The sequence below is a fragment of the Collinsella aerofaciens genome (assembly GCF_901212495.1).
Classification (GTDB): Bacteria; Actinomycetota; Coriobacteriia; order Coriobacteriales; family Coriobacteriaceae; genus Collinsella; species Collinsella aerofaciens_H.
Window position 1 is genome coordinate 23,013 of sequence record NZ_CAAKNY010000070.1, and the last position, 17,376, is coordinate 40,388.

General features: G+C 60.3%; 12 protein-coding genes and 3 pseudogenes (1 of these 15 cut by a window edge). 2 read left to right on the plus strand and 13 right to left on the minus strand.

Going from position 1 to position 17,376, the window contains the following annotated elements; all coding sequences use genetic code 11:
- Positions 1–51 precede the first annotated feature (51 nt).
- The 12 genes and pseudogenes from SFLMC1_RS08495 to SFLMC1_RS08535 all read right to left on the minus strand — a co-directional run bounded on the left by SFLMC1_RS08495 (position 52) and on the right by SFLMC1_RS08535 (position 13,095).
- Positions 52–273, minus strand: coding sequence for a hypothetical protein (locus SFLMC1_RS08495; protein ID WP_152073361.1), 222 nt, complete (start codon positions 271–273; stop codon positions 52–54).
- Between the two features lie 245 nt (positions 274–518).
- Positions 519–734, minus strand: a pseudogene (locus SFLMC1_RS11335) (3-hydroxyacyl-CoA dehydrogenase family protein); the annotation flags it as partial.
- Positions 735–749: 15 nt separating this feature from the next.
- The gene (locus SFLMC1_RS08500; RefSeq protein ID WP_226814195.1) at positions 750–1,478 is read right to left on the minus strand and encodes a 3-hydroxyacyl-CoA dehydrogenase NAD-binding domain-containing protein; all 729 of its coding nucleotides are present in this window, start codon (positions 1,476–1,478) and stop codon (positions 750–752) included.
- Between the two features lie 416 nt (positions 1,479–1,894).
- Complete coding sequence (locus tag SFLMC1_RS08505; protein WP_152073360.1) at positions 1,895–6,664, minus strand: 2-hydroxyacyl-CoA dehydratase; 4,770 nt, start codon at positions 6,662–6,664, stop codon at positions 1,895–1,897.
- Positions 6,665–6,675: 11 nt separating this feature from the next.
- Positions 6,676–7,386: a TetR-like C-terminal domain-containing protein gene (locus tag SFLMC1_RS08510; protein WP_152073359.1), complete on the minus strand. Its 711-nt coding sequence runs from the start codon at positions 7,384–7,386 to the stop codon at positions 6,676–6,678.
- Between the two features lie 249 nt (positions 7,387–7,635).
- Complete coding sequence (locus SFLMC1_RS11340; protein ID WP_261981436.1) at positions 7,636–7,761, minus strand: hypothetical protein; 126 nt, start codon at positions 7,759–7,761, stop codon at positions 7,636–7,638.
- A 471-nt stretch (positions 7,762–8,232) separates the two neighbouring features.
- Complete coding sequence (locus SFLMC1_RS08515; protein WP_152073358.1) at positions 8,233–9,090, minus strand: HAD-IIB family hydrolase; 858 nt, start codon at positions 9,088–9,090, stop codon at positions 8,233–8,235.
- A gap of 115 nt (positions 9,091–9,205) precedes the next feature.
- Positions 9,206–10,468, minus strand: a complete 1,263-nt coding sequence (locus tag SFLMC1_RS08520) for an MFS transporter (protein ID WP_152073357.1) — start codon at positions 10,466–10,468, stop codon at positions 9,206–9,208.
- A 100-nt stretch (positions 10,469–10,568) separates the two neighbouring features.
- On the minus strand, positions 10,569–11,231 hold the full coding sequence (locus SFLMC1_RS08525) for a TetR/AcrR family transcriptional regulator (protein WP_187323922.1): 663 nt from the start codon (positions 11,229–11,231) through the stop codon (positions 10,569–10,571).
- A 32-nt stretch (positions 11,232–11,263) separates the two neighbouring features.
- Positions 11,264–11,416: pseudogene (locus tag SFLMC1_RS11455) on the minus strand (P-II family nitrogen regulator); the annotation flags it as partial.
- 119 nt (positions 11,417–11,535) lie between these two features.
- Complete coding sequence (locus tag SFLMC1_RS08530) at positions 11,536–12,555, minus strand: putative ABC transporter permease (RefSeq protein WP_226814194.1); 1,020 nt, start codon at positions 12,553–12,555, stop codon at positions 11,536–11,538.
- A gap of 3 nt (positions 12,556–12,558) precedes the next feature.
- Positions 12,559–13,095 (minus strand): HD domain-containing protein, encoded by a 537-nt coding sequence (locus tag SFLMC1_RS08535; protein ID WP_152073355.1) that lies wholly within the window; start codon positions 13,093–13,095, stop codon positions 12,559–12,561.
- Between the two features lie 228 nt (positions 13,096–13,323).
- On the opposite strand from SFLMC1_RS08535, the gene SFLMC1_RS08540 reads away from it, so the two are divergent.
- Complete coding sequence (locus SFLMC1_RS08540) at positions 13,324–15,105, plus strand: 1-deoxy-D-xylulose-5-phosphate synthase (RefSeq protein ID WP_152073354.1); 1,782 nt, start codon at positions 13,324–13,326, stop codon at positions 15,103–15,105.
- A gap of 289 nt (positions 15,106–15,394) precedes the next feature.
- On the opposite strand, the gene SFLMC1_RS08545 is transcribed toward SFLMC1_RS08540, so the two are convergent.
- The gene (locus tag SFLMC1_RS08545; RefSeq protein ID WP_152073353.1) at positions 15,395–16,597 is read right to left on the minus strand and encodes an iron-containing alcohol dehydrogenase; all 1,203 of its coding nucleotides are present in this window, start codon (positions 16,595–16,597) and stop codon (positions 15,395–15,397) included.
- Positions 16,598–16,869: 272 nt separating this feature from the next.
- Here SFLMC1_RS08545 and SFLMC1_RS11460 point away from each other — a divergent pair.
- A pseudogene (locus tag SFLMC1_RS11460) lies at positions 16,870–17,376 on the plus strand (glutamate ABC transporter substrate-binding protein) (it continues 493 nt past the right edge of the window).

The window sequence follows — 17,376 nt, forward strand, 5'->3', positions numbered from 1 at the left end:
CATCGGCGAGCGGCGCGTTTTCGCACTCCATCGGTCAAAAGTAGGCGCGCGCTACAATTCGTACTTGTACACGCGGTAGATGTACTTCTCGGCTTCCATCTCGTAGGTGGCGATGGGCAGTCCATAGCGGTCGTACTCGGTAAAGGTCTTGGCTTGGCCCGATGCCACGAGCATGCTGTTCGAGTCGCCGACGCGCTGCGCACTGCTCACGTAGCCCGAGAACGGCACTGCGATCTGCTCCTCCAGCTCATAGGTGCGCGCCGTCTCGTCCACCGTAAAGAAGCGCCCAAACGAATGCGTGCCGTGGTCGTAGTCGGTAACATCGAACGCCTTCGCTTCTCAAACCCATATCGTTACCGTCTTTGAATGCCACCGTCGTTTCCCTCATATACCATGGCGTTTGCCCAGCCCTGTCCAATTATGGTCCGCAGCTTAGCAAACACCCCTGAGCGGTAGCTTAAGCTTGCAACGGCGCAGAAACACGGCTTTGGGGGCGCGGTCCGCCCCCAAAGAATCGTTTAGTACTTGAAGAAGCCCTCACCCGCGCTTTCGCCCAGCTTGCCTTCGTCGAGCATTTTCTTGAGGACGGACGCCATGGCCTTAAAGTTATAGGGCATCATCATCTTTTTGAGCAGCGGGCTCACCAGGCCCGAGACCTTCTGATACTGCATAACGATGTTGTAGGCCGTCTGGATGCCCACCGTGTCGAATACGCGGAACGGGCCCTTGGGTGCACCGGTGCCGCGCGTCTATGCGAGGTCGATGCTCTTGGGGTCACTCACGCCCGAGACATACAGGTCAAGACCCGAAAGCAGCCACGGCACCAACATGGAATTGAGCAGATAGCCGTTCTTTTCCTTGTTGACGGGAAGCGCCAGCATGCGAATGTCGTTGGCAAAGTCGACGAGCTCATCGAAGTAGCGCTTGTCGGTTTGGTCCTGTGCCATGACCTCGGTCATGTTGTTCTTCCAGATGGAGTTGGCAAAGTGCAGCGACAGGTACTTCTCGGGACGGCCGGTGTACTTGGCAAAGGTACTCGGCAGCAGCGTGGAAGAGTTGGTGACGATGACGGTCTTTTGCGGCAGAACCGGGGCGAGTTTCTTGTAGAAGTCGATCTTTGCCTGAGTGTCCTCGGCCATAGACTCGATGACCAGGTCGGCGTCGGCCACTGCCTTGGCAAGATCGAGCTCCAGCTTGAGTGTGGCGTAGGCACGCTCGACGGCGGCGAGCGCCGCCTCCTTGTCGAAGGGCTGGGTGCTATCGGCGATACCGGCGCACCACTCGCCCGTGCCGTCCGCCATGCCCTCGATTGCCGCGATGTACTCCTCGCGCACATGATCGATCTTGGGCTGGGTGCGGCCGATGCTGCCCTCGCTGCGCAGCCAGATCGTCACATCAAAGCCGCAGTAGGCGGCCTGGAAGGCAATCTGGCTTCCCAGTACGCCGCCACCGGCAACGCAAACGGTCTTGTAGCTCATAGGAACAGTCCTCTCTTACGTAATTCCATAGATGTGTATTTATTCAACCGTAAGAGGGCTGCACGCTGGAGGTGGGTTCTATAAACGGACGGTTACTCGCGGCGAACGGCTACGCCTGTTCATTATCTCAGGGCTTTACAGGCCATTTTTCGTGCCGCAGGACCGTCGTTTTCGGAAGTGCGGTGAAAAATTGAGCTTCGCCGACCAGACCGACTTTTTTAGCAACAAAACCGCAGGTAACGAGAGCTCAAAAGAGCAGTGTGCTCGGAGGTTTGGAGTTTTTCCCCGCACTTCTGAAATACGAGTCCGCTGAAGGCGTCAACAAGCCCATTTACGCAACATATGTCCAGTAAAAACGGGTGGTAGCCGGTACAGCTACCACCCGTTTGTCTCATATCTGGTCCATAGCAGGCAAGCTACTTCTTAATGCCGCGTCCCAGGCGCTCAGCGACCGACGCCACGGCGCTCTCGTCGACCGAGCCGCAGCTCACGCAGCCATCGTGGGCACGCATCTGGCCGGTGACCTCGTCCATCGCGAGCGGCGCCACCTTCTCGAGCTTAAAGCCCTTGCCGGCGCGCATGTTCTCCTTGGCCACGCTAATCATGAGCTTAATGCGGTTGAGCTGGTTGACCTCGGACGCACCGGGGTCGTAGTCCACCGCGACAATGTTGCTCTCGGGGTGCTGACGGCGCAGTTCCTTGATCACAGCCTTACCAACCACGTGGTTGGGCAGGCACGCAAAGGGCTGCGTGCAGATGATGTTGGGCGCACCGTGGTCGATCAGGTCGAGCATCTCGGCCGTGAGCAACCAGCCCTCGCCCATGTTGTTGCACACCGAAAGCACCGTGCGGGCCTTGTCGGCCATGGTGCTGATGCGCTCGGGCGCCTCGAAGCGGCGGGACTTCTCGAGCATCTCCTCCACCGGCGTGCGCATCCAGTCCACAAGCTTGATGAGCGCTTGCATGCCCGCGCGCGTCGTGGCAGAGCTTCCCAGCTCGTCCTTCTGCAGCTCGGCATTGCTCATGGAGTACAGGAAGAAGTCGAGCAGACCCGGCACCACGGCCTCGCAGCCCTCACGCTCGATGACATCGACCACGTGGTTGTTGGCCGTGGGGTGGAACTTGACCAAGATCTCGCCGACCACGCCCACGCGCGGCTTGGTGCCCTCGCCCACAAGCGGCATGGTATCGAACGCGCGGATGGCCTCACGCGCAAGCTTGGTGTAGTTGTGACGGTTAAACTTGGGCGCCAGCTTGCGGGCACGCGCCATGTACTCCTCGTAGAGCGCGTTGGCGGCACCGGGCGTGGCCTCGTACGGGCGACAGCGGTAGAGCATCTGCATCATCACGTCACCAAAGAGCACCGCGTACACGGCCTGCTTAAGCAGCGCCGGCGTAATCTTAAAGCCGGGGTTGTCCTCGCCGAGCGCCACGGCCGAAAGCGAGATCACCGGAATCTCGGGGTGGCCGCTCTCGCGCAGGGCCTTGCGGATGAGCGCGATGTAGTTGGTGGCACGGCAGCCGCCGCCGGTCTGGCTGATGACCACGGCCGTCTTGGACAGGTCGTACCGACCGCTCTCGATGGCCTCCATGATCTGGCCCGTCACCAGGATCGACGGATAGCAGATGTCGTTATTCACGTAGCGCAGGCCGGCCTCGACGGCATCGTGGTCAGTCGAGGGCAGCAGCTCCAAGTTGTAGCCAGCACCGCGGAACACCTCTTTGACCAGGTCAAAGTGGATCGGCGCCATCTGCGGGCACAGGATGGTGTAGTCCTCCTCGCGCATCTGCTCGGTAAAGGGCACCTTGGGCCACGCGGTCGAAGCGCTCTCGCGCTGCGCCTCGAACGTGTACTTGCGGCTCGCGAACGCGGGGGCATCCGTGGAGGGCGCCACCGGCGCGGCAACACCCTGCTCGTAGGCCTCGCCCGCGGCCGTGGCCTCGGCCAAGCGCTCGGCCTCCTGGTCCTTAAGCGCGGCCATGAGCGAGCGGATGCGGATGCGCGCGGCACCTAGGTTGGATACCTCATCGATCTTGAGCACGGTGTAGATCTTGCCGCTGGCCTCCAGAATCTCCTGCACCTGGTCGGTGGTCAGGGCGTCCAGACCGCAGCCGAAGGAGTTGAGTTGGATCAGGTCCAGGTCGTTGCGCATCGTCACAAAGCGGGCGACGGCGTACAGGCGGCTGTGGTACATCCACTGGTCGACGACGCGGATCGGGCGCTCGGGCTTCACGAGATGCGCGAGCGAATCCTCGGTAAAGACCGCAAAGCCAAAGCTCGAGATAAGCTCGGGCAGGGCATGGTTGATCTCGGGGTCGTTGTGGTAGGGGCGGCCGGCGAGCACAATGCCGTGGCCACCATGGTCCTCGACCCACTTAAGGGCCTCCTCGCCCATGGTCTGGATGTCCTCGTGGAAACGCGCATCGGCCTCAAAGGCAGCGTTGACAGCGGCATCGACCTCGGAGCGCATGATCTTGGGTCCACGCACGCGACCGCGACCGGCTTGCGAATCGGCCACACGGTCGACGGCGAGCACCTGGTACAGGCGGCGCTTGAGCTCGGTCTTGTCGTGATAGGGCACAAACGGATACAGGAACTCGATGTTCTGCTCGCGAATCTCGTCGATGTTGAGTGCCAACGCCGTGGGGTAGCTCATAACGATGGGGCAGTTATAGCAGTTGCCGGCCGTCGGATCCTCCTTGCGCTCCCAGCGCACGCACGGCATCCAAATGAAGTCGACATCGCGGTCGATGAGGTTCATCACGTGGCCGTGGCTCATCTTGGCCGGATAGCACACGCTCTCGGACGGCATGGACTCGATGCCCGCCTGGTAGGTCTTCTTGCTCGACTGGTCGGACAGCTGCACGCTAAAGCCCAGGCGCGTAAAGAACGCGTGCCAGAAGGGGTAGTTCTCGTACATGTTGAGTGCGCGCGGGATGCCGACGGTGCCGCGCGGGGCTTTGTCGGGGCTCAGCACCTCGCGGTTAAAGAGCAGCTCGTTTTTCTTTTTGAAGAGGTTGGGGGCCTCGGTCTTTTGCTTTTTGTGGCCGGCACCCTTCTCACAGCGGTTGCCGGTAATGAAGCGCCTGCCGCCGCCAAAATCGTTGACGGTGAGCTGGCAGTTGTTGGAGCAACGGCCGCAGCGGACGTGTTTTTGCGTCACGGTGAGGTGCGCGATGTCCTCGGCGGAAAGAATGGTCGAAGTGCCGTCGGCGCCGGCGCGATCGCGGGCGAGCAGGGCCGCACCGTAGGCGCCCATGCAGCCGGCGATGTCGGGACGCACGGCATGCACACCGGTGAGCTGCTCAAACGCGCGCAACGTGGCATCGGACATAAAGGTGCCGCCCTGGACGATCACCTGGCTGCCGATCTCCTTGGGGTCGCGCAGCTTAATGACCTTGAACAAGGCATTCTTGATGACGGAATAGGACAGGCCGGCCGCGATGTCGCCCACCGTGGCGCCTTCCTTTTGCGCCTGCTTGACGCGCGAGTTCATAAAGACCGTGCAGCGGCTGCCCAGGTCGACGGGAACCTTGGCATGGATGGCGGCATCGGCGAACGCGCGCACATCCATGTTCATAGACACGGCGAAACTCTCGATAAAGCTGCCGCAGCCCGACGAGCAAGCCTCGTTGAGCATGATGTGCTCGATGACGCCGTCCTTGACGCGCAGGCACTTCATATCCTGCCCGCCGATGTCCAGGATAAACTCGACACCGGGCAGGAATGCCTTGGCGCCGCGCAGGTGCGCAACGGTCTCGATCTCGCCGGAATCGGCCTTGAGGGCCTCGATGAGCAGCGCCTCGCCGTAGCCCGTGGTGGTCACGTGGCCGATGGTGCAGCCGGCGGGGATGTGGTTGTAGAAATCGGCCATGATGACCTTGGCCGTGCCCAGGATGTCGCCGTTGTTGTTGCCGTACCAGGTGTGCAGCAGCTGGCCGTCCTCGCCCACGAGCGCGGCCTTCATGGTGGTGGAGCCAGCGTCGATGCCGATGAACACGCGGCCGGTGTAGCCGTCGAGCTTGCCCTTGGGGACGACCTCGGCGTCGTGGCGGGTCTTGAACTCGGCAAAGTCCTCGTCGGTGGCAAAGAGCGGATCCAGGCGCTCGACCTCGGCACCCTGCGTGTCACCCAAGCTGTCGATGGCCTCGATGAGCTGCGGGAACGTGCTGAGCTTGTTGGACTCGTGCGCCATGGCGGCACCACTCGCCACAAACAGGTGAGCGTTTTGGGGCACGATACGGTGCTCCTCGTCCAGATTGAGCGTGAGGTAGAAGCGGTGGCGCAGCTCCGAGAGGTACTGCAGCGGGCCGCCCAGGAAGGCGACGTTGCCGCGAATGGGACGGCCGCACGCCAGGCCCGAGATGGTCTGGGTCACGACGGCTTGGAAGATGGAGGCCGCCACGTCCTCGGGGCGGGCGCCTTCGTTAAGCAGCGGCTGCACGTCAGTCTTGGCAAAGACGCCGCAGCGGCTGGCGATGGGATAGATGGTGGTGGCGTTGGCCGCGAGCTCGTTGAGGCCGCTCGCGTCGGTGTGCAGCAGGGTTGCCATCTGGTCGATGAAGGCGCCCGTGCCGCCGGCGCAGGTGCCGTTCATACGCTGCTCGATACCGTTGTCAAAGTAGATGATCTTGGCGTCCTCGCCGCCCAGCTCGATGGCGACATCGGTGGCCGGGATGAGAGTCTCGACGGCGCGCTTGCTGGCAATGACCTCCTGGACAAACTCCAGGTCGAGCCACTGGGACAGCAGCAGGCCGCCCGAACCGGTGATGGCGCAGGTCATCTGGGCCGTCGGCAACACGGTCGCAGCGCCCTCGAACAGGTCGCGGGCGCAGGCACGGACGTCGGTGTGGTGGCGCTGGTACTTGGCGTAGACGATCTGGTTGTCGTCGTTGAGCACGGCGAGCTTAACCGTGGTGGAGCCCACGTCGATGCCCAGGTGCAGGTTGCCACGAGCGTTCTCGGGGTTGAAGATCGCGCCTTCGGGGGCGTGGGCGGCGGTGGCGGCTACGGGCTCGCTAACGACGGACGTCTCCCCTGCCGCGTTCTTGGCATCGGCAACCGCCTCAGCGACTTTCTCGGCAGCCGCGGTCGCGGCCTTCTGCGCGGCGTCCACCACGGCGGGCGCGGCCTCGCGTGCGGCAGCGACCATACGGTCCTTAATGCCTTCGACGAGTTTGCTCATTGTCTCTCCTCTTAGTTGTTGGACTCGACGGTTGCGGCGGTGTCGGCCGCGTCCTCGAGCTGCAAGTTCAATAGCTTCATGCCGTATTCCGGCACGTTGATATCGATGGGTTGGCCATACAGGTCACCAGGGCGCACAAAAGCGAGCACCGTCATAATGCGTGCCATGGCCTCGGGCGATTCGGTGAGCCCACGCTCAAACCAGCGCTGGATCAGACCGACCTCGGCACTCACGACGTAGGTGACGTAGTAGTCAAAGAATGTGCCCAGCGCCAGGCCCAAAATGCCCGTCTGCGCACGCGGCACCACGGCCTCGCGGGCGGTGTCGATGATCTTTTTAATGAAGGCCTGATCGCCGCCCGGGCCCAGCAGCGCACCGATTAAGTCGCGGTTGGCCGCAAGATAACGCAGCAGCTCAACCGAACCGGGCGCCGGCTCGAGCTCATCGATGTTGTGATAGAGATCAGGCAGCTGAGCTGCGGTGATGAGCTCAATGCGCTCACGGATCTCGGCCAGCAAGCCGTCCTCGATTTGATTGATAAAGTCGGGGATATCGCAGTAGTGCGAATAGAACGTGCGGCGCGTAAGACCAGCGCGCTCGGTGAGCGACGCGACATTAATGCGCGAAAGGTCGCCGCTTTCGGCAAGTTCGCTGGCAAGCGCCTGGCGAAGGGCACGCTGCGAGCGAAGGGACCGGCGATCGCATTTCTCGAGCTGGGACAAGCGTCCTCCTTGTTACTCAGCCTGTGCGCTATTGCACAGTCCGAGTATTATTGCACACCGTGTGCATCAACACGTAAAGGCAATATTTGGGTTGTGATAAAGGGACTATCCCTTTATCACAACCCGCCTGGCTTTTGGAGCGGCATTACCGATTGTCCAAAATGTCGTTCGTGGGTAGAATAGTGTCGACGGCAGCCCAAGTTCTGCTAAGCTGGGCAGCGCCGTTGCTTGGATTAAGGGGTCAACGCCTTAGCGGCGGCGACCCCTTCTGTTGCGCTTCGAACGCTGCTTGAGTGCCTCGGAAAGCCCGATAAGCATCGTGAGAAGCGAGACCAAAGCGGTCAGAAGCCTCACGAAATCAATCAAATCGGTCATGGGCATCACCTCCCATCAGATGGAGGGCGCTGCCCGGCACATGGAACTGCCGTCAACGATACCGATTCTATCAAAGCGCAGTTAGATATGCGAATGTTTGTTCGCATTTCAGAAGATCGGAGCTCGGGTATGGCGAAGGAACAGTTCCTTTGCCATACCCGAGCTTGTCGCCGAACTGCTACCTGCATTTTTCGAGTTATTCGGCCACGCTGCTGGTTCTGTATAAATGCACCGCCGGGATTATCTGAGAGTTTTTGTCCTTATTTGAGCGCATACATGCCCATTTGCTCACTTACGTCACCGAATCAAACACCATTAGAGGTATGAATGTTCCTGAGAGGGCATCTTTAGCCATTTAACGACCTCCGACAGGCCGAATAACTCGAAATTTGTTGGTGGCGAAAGCGTAACAGCCCCATACGCCAAAAGCCGGCATCTCCCATGCGACAAAGGGACAGTCCCTTTGTCGCATTATTCGATGATGGTGCGAGAGTTCTGCTTATGCATGGTAGCGAGCATGTGTTTGGGGACGGCGTGGACCATGCAGCTGCCGATGGTCGCGCTCGCGGCGGCCTTTGCCGCGTCACTGCCATTCTTGGTGGCATAGCTGTGACGGAAGCGCTTGAGCATGGCTATGTCATTGCCGCCGTCGCCGTAGACCGCGACCTCATCCTCGGCAATACCGTAGTAGCCCGCCAGCCAGGCCACACTCTCGCCCTTGTTGCACGCCACGTCCGTGATCTCGAACATCACCGGATCGAACGGCGCGTTGACCACGCGGTCCGAGCGCTCGGCAAGATATGTCTTGAGGTCGCGCTCCAGCTCGGGCGAGGTCACGCGGCAGTTGATCTTGCACACATCGTGGCGCAGGATGTCACCGATCGACTGGTCGAAATACTGCTCCTCGTGGTACCCGCCACGTGCACGCATACCGCGCATCACGATGCGCTTGATAGGGCTGTCCTTCTTAAAACCCGCCTGGTGCATCTCGAACGAACCGCTCGAGAACATGCCATCGGGCGTGGAGCAGTCAAAACAAATATCCGGGAACTCCTTGAGTAGCTCCTCGGTAATCTGCGGGTCGATGGTCCAGGTCTTGAGCACCTCGCCATGGCTGTCGCGCACGATGGACCCATTGGAGCAGCAGGCGTCAAGCGCCAGGCCCGTAAAGCCATGCTCGCCGATCGGCAGCGTCGAGCGTCCGGTCGCGGGAACCACATGCAGGCCAGCCTCGGTCAGCTCGCGAATGGCACGGCGGATGGTCCCATCTGCCTCGTGCAGGGCGTTCAGCAGCGTTCCATCTAAGTCACTCGCAAACATCTTGATCATGGGCGTGCCCCTCCTTCGTCTGCACGATATTGTAGACGAAGGAGGGGCACGCCCAAACAATGACATCCCGGCGCGGCGAGACAATGCTTCCGCTCATTCACGGTGCCCCAGCGCCTTAAGACAATCGCCACAAGCGACTTTTCAGCCGATAAAACAGCACCGTCGTCAACGTCAGCACCGCCAACATGCCTGCGAATACAATCGCCGGAGTCCATCGATCGTATGCGAGCCCGTAAACCAATTGGCCAATAGGCGTTGCACAGGAAAGCGTCATATAAACGAGTGCCAGCACTTTTCCGCAGAGTTCCTTTGGCGCTGACCGCTGAACGAATGAAACGATTTCGACCGATGTAATGCTTGCCCACGCCATAACCCATGCCGAGCCGGCCGCAAGCGCAGCAAACGCTAATTCATCAGGACCGCTCAGTAGCGTGACAATAATCGGCACGACTCCAAAACAGATCATCGCAACATATCGACATATGCCCTTGAAAGAGAAACGATGCGGCCTCATACCGACCACACCACTGCCGACAAGACCACCTAAGCCCATAGCCACCTCAATAATCCCAACGCAGGACGATTGCATGCCGAGATGCTTTGCAACAATAACGGGGGCACCAATCGTTAACCCAACTAACGCAAGGTTTAAAACAGCCGCAAGTAAAAATACAACGAGCAATGATGCGTTTTGAAACAGGTACCAAATCGACTCCCGAAAATCGTTTCGACATGTCGTACGAGTCGCGCCGTCTCCCATCGTTTCAGATGAGGCATTTCGCTTGAGTGCGCCCCCGAACAGCAGGGCTGGCATCGCAAACGTCACCGCCGCGGTTTCGCATAGAGCATCGATGCCAAAGCACCCATAGACCGCCGTCCCGACTACAGGCCCCAAGATATTGCTCGCCATGGTTATCTGCGAGACCAACGCAGTGGCACGCTCAACCTTTTCTTGGCCCGTCATGCGCACCGTCTCAATTTGAAGCATCGGTTTCAGCAGCGATTGGATGCCATATTGGACGCAAAGCGTTGCTACCACGACAACGGTAAGAGGCAGCGAATGCTTCATGGGGATAAACAACAGTGATGAAACCATCAGAACAATGCCGAGCACCACAAGAACCCCGCGATGTCTCCCGCGATCCGCCAAGATTCCGCCAGCCGGAGTCGCAAGCACGCCCGGCACGAACGCTATCGCCGCGACGGCGCCATATAACGTTGACGATCCGCTGCAATCGAACAAGTACAGCGGATACGCAAAGCACAGCGCCGACAGCATCGAATACGCGCAAAGCTGCGCAACCAGAAGTTCCGTGAGTCTAATTGACCACACTGTTTTTGATTCCAACGAGACGATGGCGTCTCTCAGTCCATCCATAAGTCCGCCCCCTAAACATACCGATAGTATGTATTTATCAACTTGAAAAGGGCAGCCGGAGCTGCCCGTTCAAATCTATTACATACTATCGGTATCTATTTTACCACCCGGCACGGTTCCATACGTCCCAAATCTGAGCCGTTGTCTGGAGCACTTCATTACCCAAATCGAGCCCCACCGCGGCCGCCATCTGCGCCAAACATTGCGCGCGAGCGAGCATTCGATCCTTGGTCTCAAGCGGACGGAACAGCGGCAGCAGCCAAAGATTCGCCAACAACGATACGGCCTCCGCAGCTTCGCGCGGGCATTCGCACGCAATGGAGCCGTCGGCGATGCCCGCCTCGATCACTGGCAGGAGATAGCCATCGGCCGACTCGTCAAACGAACCCTGGTACTGCATCGCCAGCAGCCGCGAGCTTTTTACCGGATCTGCCGCAGGATGCATGCGAGCCCATAGCTCAATTTGTGGAATAACGGACTCGGGCGCGTACAGTCGCTTGAGTTTTTGAGCTCCGGTCATATTACCGACACCAAGCGTTGAGCGACGGCGCTCAACAATCGGAGCCATTCCCCGATCAAATGCGGCGTTGAAAATCTCCTCTTTGCTCTTAAAGTGATGATAGACAGCACCCTTGGTCATGCCATCGAGGCGATCGACGATATCTTGAATGCTCGTCCCCTCATAACCCTGCGCGCAGAATAGCTCCAGCGCCGCGTCGAGAATCTTCGCGACCGTCTCCTCGGGATATTTATTACGACCCATAATCTGCCCATCCACAACGCAAGTCCTGTGCCTCATTGCAGTATTTTAACGTTGCGAATGGCAGGCGGTCGATTCGACACCGCGGTGGGGCCTTGTTCGCCGGTACGGATGCGGATAGCCTCCTCAACCGGCTCGACCCAAATCTTGCCGTCTCAGACGGCACCGGTGCGAGCGGCGTTGGAGATAAGTTAAACGCTGCGTCGTCGAATGGAGACGATGCCGCAATCTTGGAAACGGCGCGGCAACGGGCGCGAACCGTACGGGAAATACGCGAGCAAGGGAGCCGCGAGGGCGCTCGTCCCGGCTAGCGCCGAAACAGCTCGTGGGCGCGGTCGCGAAGGTCGGTGGCACGGATGACGCCCTCGTAGCGGTTGATGCGCAAGCGCGGGAAGGCATTGAAGAAGCGCAGGTCGCGACGGCTGAGCGACACACTCGGCACCGGACGGCTTGCGCGCATGCCGGCACGGAGACGGGCGAGCGACGGACGAGGCACGCTCGGCGCGGCATCGGCCACGCGGCGAGCAGCGAGTGCCAGGCCGCGAGCACCATCCGAGATAAACGTCGGCATCGAAGCCTTCTCACGCAGGGCATCGAGCGCCGCATCGCCCAGTTCCGCCAGCCACGCGTTAACGGCGCGGCTTCGGATATGCGTCTGCGCCACCGAGTCAATCGTCGAATCGGGAATGCGCTCGAGCATGGAGTCGGACGCGTCGGCAAGCGACTCATTGATGCGGTCGGCAAGGTCGGCACGCACACGCTCCAGCTGATCGGACAGGCGGCGCCAGCTGGCCAGCGAGCAAATCGCATCGACGATCATTGCAACTGCAACGACAAAGGCGGCCAAACGAACAATCAAGACCGGCAGATGGGCGAGCAGGCCCAACACCGCCGGTTCCACTACGCGACAAATGCACAACGAACCCAAGCCAAACGCGCAGGCCCAGTACAGACAGATGCGGCCATGCAAATTAAACGGCAGGTGCGAATAATCCCAAAAGCGCGCGCCTGTTGTTTTTTCCAACAGCACGCCTACGCTGTACTCAATCACGCTGCATACAAGCGCTGCAGCGACAAACTGGCTCGACGCGTCAGGAATTCCGCGCAACAGCAGCCAGCAGGCAATGCCGCCCGCGCCATAGATGGGGCAGCACGGCCCCAGCAAAAAGCCGCTATTGGCAAATCGTCCGTGATTGAGCATGGCGCAGACCGTCGACTCCCACACCCAGCCGCAAAAACCGTAGAAGGCAAACGAGAGTACCAGTGCCGAAAGCGGGCAGGCAGCAAGCGTCGCGCCGCCAAATGCCATGTCGATCGTGGTTCCCAACGTCTACCCTCTCCTCTTTTCGCTCGATTCGCTGCTCGCGCCATCGGCCGCCTCGCCCTTGCGCCGCAGACGGCCGGCGACCGTCTCGCGCAGCGCGCACCATTTATCTGCCAGGCACACAATCCATGCCTCACGACACGTCGGTGGCACGGGCACCAGCGGAAACATATGCCGCACGATAATATTCCGCTCGCGCGGCGTCAGCTCAAAATCTTCCTCCGCACGTGCCAGGGCAAAAAACGGGTGGCGAAAGCCGTGCAGCCGATGGCTTGGGTCGGGATCGTGCCAGTCATAGAGAAAGTAATCGTGCAACAGGGCTCCGCGCAGCAACGAGGCACGGTCGACCGAAATGCCAGCACGGCCCAAGTGCTCGGCAAAGGACAGGCTCGCCCGCGCTACCGAAGTCACGTGCGCATAGACCGTCACGTCACCATGCTGGATAAACTCGCGTGTCAGATCCAAACGGCCCACCTGGGCCAGCTGACGGGCGGCACAGTCGACCTCGTGCGCGATTCTCTCGGCACGATCGGCATCGGACATGCTGCCTCCTTCCAGCGGCTCACGGTGGCAATCCACGGTCTGCACGCATTGAATAGAATCATCATTGAATCTATCAGTATGGCATCGGACAAAACGTTTTGCCCCACCAGTTGGCGAATTACCGCGCCGCCGTCACATATCAAACGCCAAAATGTGCGAGACTGTCTTGTGCAATTGTGCCGGCCGAGGGAGCGCCGGCGCTCGATTCGCATGGAGTAACCCACAACGATGCTGCTTACGCAAACGACAACGCCCGAGGACGTCAAGGCTCTCAATCGCGCCGAGCTCCCGCAGCTCTGCAGCGAGATTCGCCACGCCATCCTCGAAAGCTCCGCCGCTGTCGGCGGACACGTTGCCCCCAACCTGGGCGTCGTTGAGCTTACGGTCGCGCTCCATCGCGTGTTTAACTCCCCCACCGACAAGATTGTCTTTGACGTGTCGCACCAGACCTACGCCCACAAGGCGCTAACCGGGCGCGCGTACACCTATATCGACCCGGAGCGTTATGGTGAGGCCTCTGGCTTTGCCAATCCCGACGAGTCCGAGCATGACCTGTTTGCCATGGGTCACACCTCGACCTCGATAAGCTTGGGCTGCGGCCTTGCCCACGCGCGCGACCTGGCGGGTGACACATATAACGTCATTACCGTTATTGGCGACGGCTCGCTTTCGGGCGGCCTGGCGTTTGAGGGCTTTAACAATGCCGCCGAGCTCGACAGCAACCTGATCATCATCGTCAACGATAACGACCAGTCCATCGCCGAGAACCACGGTGGCCTCTATCGCAATCTGGCCGAACTGCGCGCCAGCAACGGCACCTGTGAGCGCAACGTTTTCCGCGCGATGGGGCTCGACTACCGCTATCTGGACGCCGGTAACGACGTGTTGGCCCTCGTCGACGCGCTGCAGGAACTGCGCGATGTCGATCGTCCCATCGTGCTGCACGTCTCCACCGCCAAGGGCAAGGGCTTTGAGCCGGCCCAGAGCGACCCGGAGCACTGGCACCACGTGGGTCCGTTTGACATGGCAACTGGGCGCAAGCTCTGCCCGGGCCATCCGAGCGAGCCTGCGCCGCGCACCTATGCCGACATTACGGGCGAGGCGCTCAGCGCCGCCATCGAACGCGATCCGCAGGTCGTGGGCATCACGGCCGCCACGCCCTACATCATGGGCTTTACACCCGAGCTTCGCGCTGCCGCCGGCAAACAGTTCATCGATGTGGGCATTGCCGAGGAGCACGCCGTGACCTTTGCCACCGCGCTTGCGCGCTCGGGCGCCAAGCCAGTCTTTGGTGTGTACGGCACGTTTTTGCAGCGCGCCTACGACGAACTGTGGCACGACCTGTGCCTCAACGATATGCCGGCGACCATCCTGGTATTTGGCGCGTCGATCTTTGGCACCACATCCGAGACGCACCTCTCGTTCTTTGATATTTCCATGCTGGGCGGTCTTCCCAACATGCGCTACTTGGCGCCGACCTGCATGGAGGAATACCTGTCCATGCTGAGCTGGTCGCTCGACCATCGCGAGCATCCCGCGGCGATCCGCGTACCGGGCATCGGCCTGGTAAGCCGCCCCGATCTGGCGCCTGCCGAGGACACCGATTACAGCGTTGCGCGCTACAACGTTGTGCGTCAGGGCCGCGATGTGGCCGTGCTCGCGCTCGGCGATTTCTTTGAGCTGGGCGAGCGCGTGGCAAACCGCTTGGCCGCCGAGTACGGTATCGAGGCCACGCTCGTCAACCCGCGCTTTGCAACCGAGCTTGACCGCGAGTTCCTCGACAGCCTTGCCGTCGAGCATCGCGTTGTCGTCACCCTCGAGGACGGCATCTTGGACGGCGGCTGGGGCGAGCGCGTGGCATGTTATCTGGCATGCACGCCGTTGCGCGCGCGCACCTTCGGCATCGCCAAGGGCTTCCCCGACCGCTACGACCCCAACGAGCTGCTCGCTCAGAACGGCATGACGGTCGAGAACATGGCCGCCGAAACCGTGAAACTACTCAACGCGTAAGAAAGCCTCCGCAAGGAAAGCACCCCTGCGGAGGTTTTTGTTTTCGCGGCGCGATTATCTCAATCTGTAACATCTAGGGCCCGAATTCCCGTCTAACTGTTACAGATCGAGACAAGACGTCTTAGTCCCTGACCTTTGTCTCAATCTGTAACAGATAGAGACCTTTTGGCCGTCCAGATGTTACAGATTGAGACATTCAAATCCCCCTAAGGAGATAATCTCAATCTGTAACAGTTACTCGGCAAAAACGGCTGCAGATGTTACAAATTGAGACAAAGCAGCAAGGTAGTTAGCGGTAGCTGTTCTTGAGAATTTCGACGACGTCGGGGTCGGTCAGCGTCACGGGGTCGTGGCTGAACAGGACGCCGTTGGTCGTCAGGGCGTTGCGCGCAATGGCCGGCAGCTCTTTGTCCGTAATCCCCCACTCACTCATGGCAAGGTCGGCCACATGGCAGGCCTCCATCAGGCGCGTGAGCTCAACTACAAAATCGTGCGGAGCGCTGGCGGTAGCATTGCCCATCAGGCGCGCCATGTCGATATAGCGCTCGGGTGCGGCGCCGTGTTCGATCATCCACGTGTGATAGGCGCGGGCGATCATAATGAGGCCGGCGCCGTGCGGCAGGTCGTGATGATGCGCGCTCATGCCATGTTCAAGACCATGCGAGCCCGTGGTGCCCGAGGCATCCATGGCATAGCCGCCGAGCGTGTTGGCAAACGCGAGGCTCGAGCGCGCCTCCAGGTCATCGCCATTATTGACGCACGTAGGCAGTGCCGCGGCGGCACGGCGGATGCCTTCGCGGCAAACCATGTCACCCATGGGCGTGTTGGTATTTGAGATGTAGCACTCAACACAATGGAACAGGGCGTCGAATCCCTGATAGGCGGTCAGACGCGCTGGGACGCTCACCATGAGTTCGGGATCGACGATCGAAAGCACCGGGAACAGGCGCGGATCGCCCAGACGAAGCTTCTCGTCATTGTCCTCGCAGGACAGGACACCGCCCGCATCGACCTCGGAGCCGGTACCCGCCGTGGTGGTCACGCAGACAAGCGGCAGCGGATCGTTGGGGATCGGCAGGCCGAGCGCAGTGCCCCCATTCACAAAGTCCCAGATGTCACCGGGGCACTCGTTGCCCTCGGCATCGGTATGCGGGTTGGCCGCCACTGCGCAGATGCCCTTGCTGCCGTCCATGACCGAACCGCCGCCGAGTGCCAGGACAAAGTCGCAGCCATGGGTATGCGCCATCCAGCCACCCGCATTGACGGTCTCGCGCAGCGGGTTGGGCTCAATACGGTCGAACAGCTCGTGCACCACGCCGGCGCGGTCGAGCTCCGCCTCCACGCGCTGCAGATATCCAAAGCGCTTAACCGAATTGCCGCCGGTGGTAACGATGAGCGCTTTGGTGCCGGGCAGCTTCTGCGCACCCAGCTCGCCCAACTTGCCCGCGCCAAACAAAACCTTGGTCGGTGCGAAAAACGAATAACCGTTCATACGCGATCTCCTTACTTATATATGATATGCGTCGCGTTGCCGCCATTATAGCGACCGCTGCGAGCGCCTGCCCCAGCTAAAAGGTAGCGTCCTGTCTGCAATAACCGTCGTTTGCCCAGATAAAACCTGCCAAAATAAACCTGTCCCTTTTTAGTAGGTAGAATAACCCATAAGGTAAGTATGTTTCTGAGTTATTTCGTGTTGACCCATCTGAGCGCAATAGGGTATAACTCTACTCAACCACTAGGATTTTTTGAGAAAGGTGTTCTCCTATGAGCAAGAACCTCTCCCAGCAGGTCGTTCTCGACCGCCGCGGCTTTGTCGCCGCCACTTTCGCAACCGTTGCCGGCCTTGGTCTTGCCGGCTGCTCCGACACCAGCGCCGAGGCCGACAAGGGCTCCGCCGCCTCTTCCAAGAGCTCTGATGACACCAAGGCTTCCACCACGCTCGACGCCAAGGCATTCGACAAGCTCGTCGACAACGGCCCCAAGGCCGACGACACCGCCATCGCCGCCAGCACCTGGGCCACGGCCGTCAAGAATGCCGGCGTCTTTAAGATCGGCAGCGTCCAGACCTCCACGCTCTTCTCCCTCCTCAACGAGAAGGATGGCAAGACCCGCGGCTTCGATGCCGGCATCGCACAGCTCCTGTCCAACTACATCCTGGGCGAGAACAAGGTCGAGATCACGCAGGTGACCTCCGACACGCGCGAGTCCGTGCTGCAGAATGGCCAGGTCGACGCCGTCTTTGCCACCTACACCATCACCGATGAGCGCAAG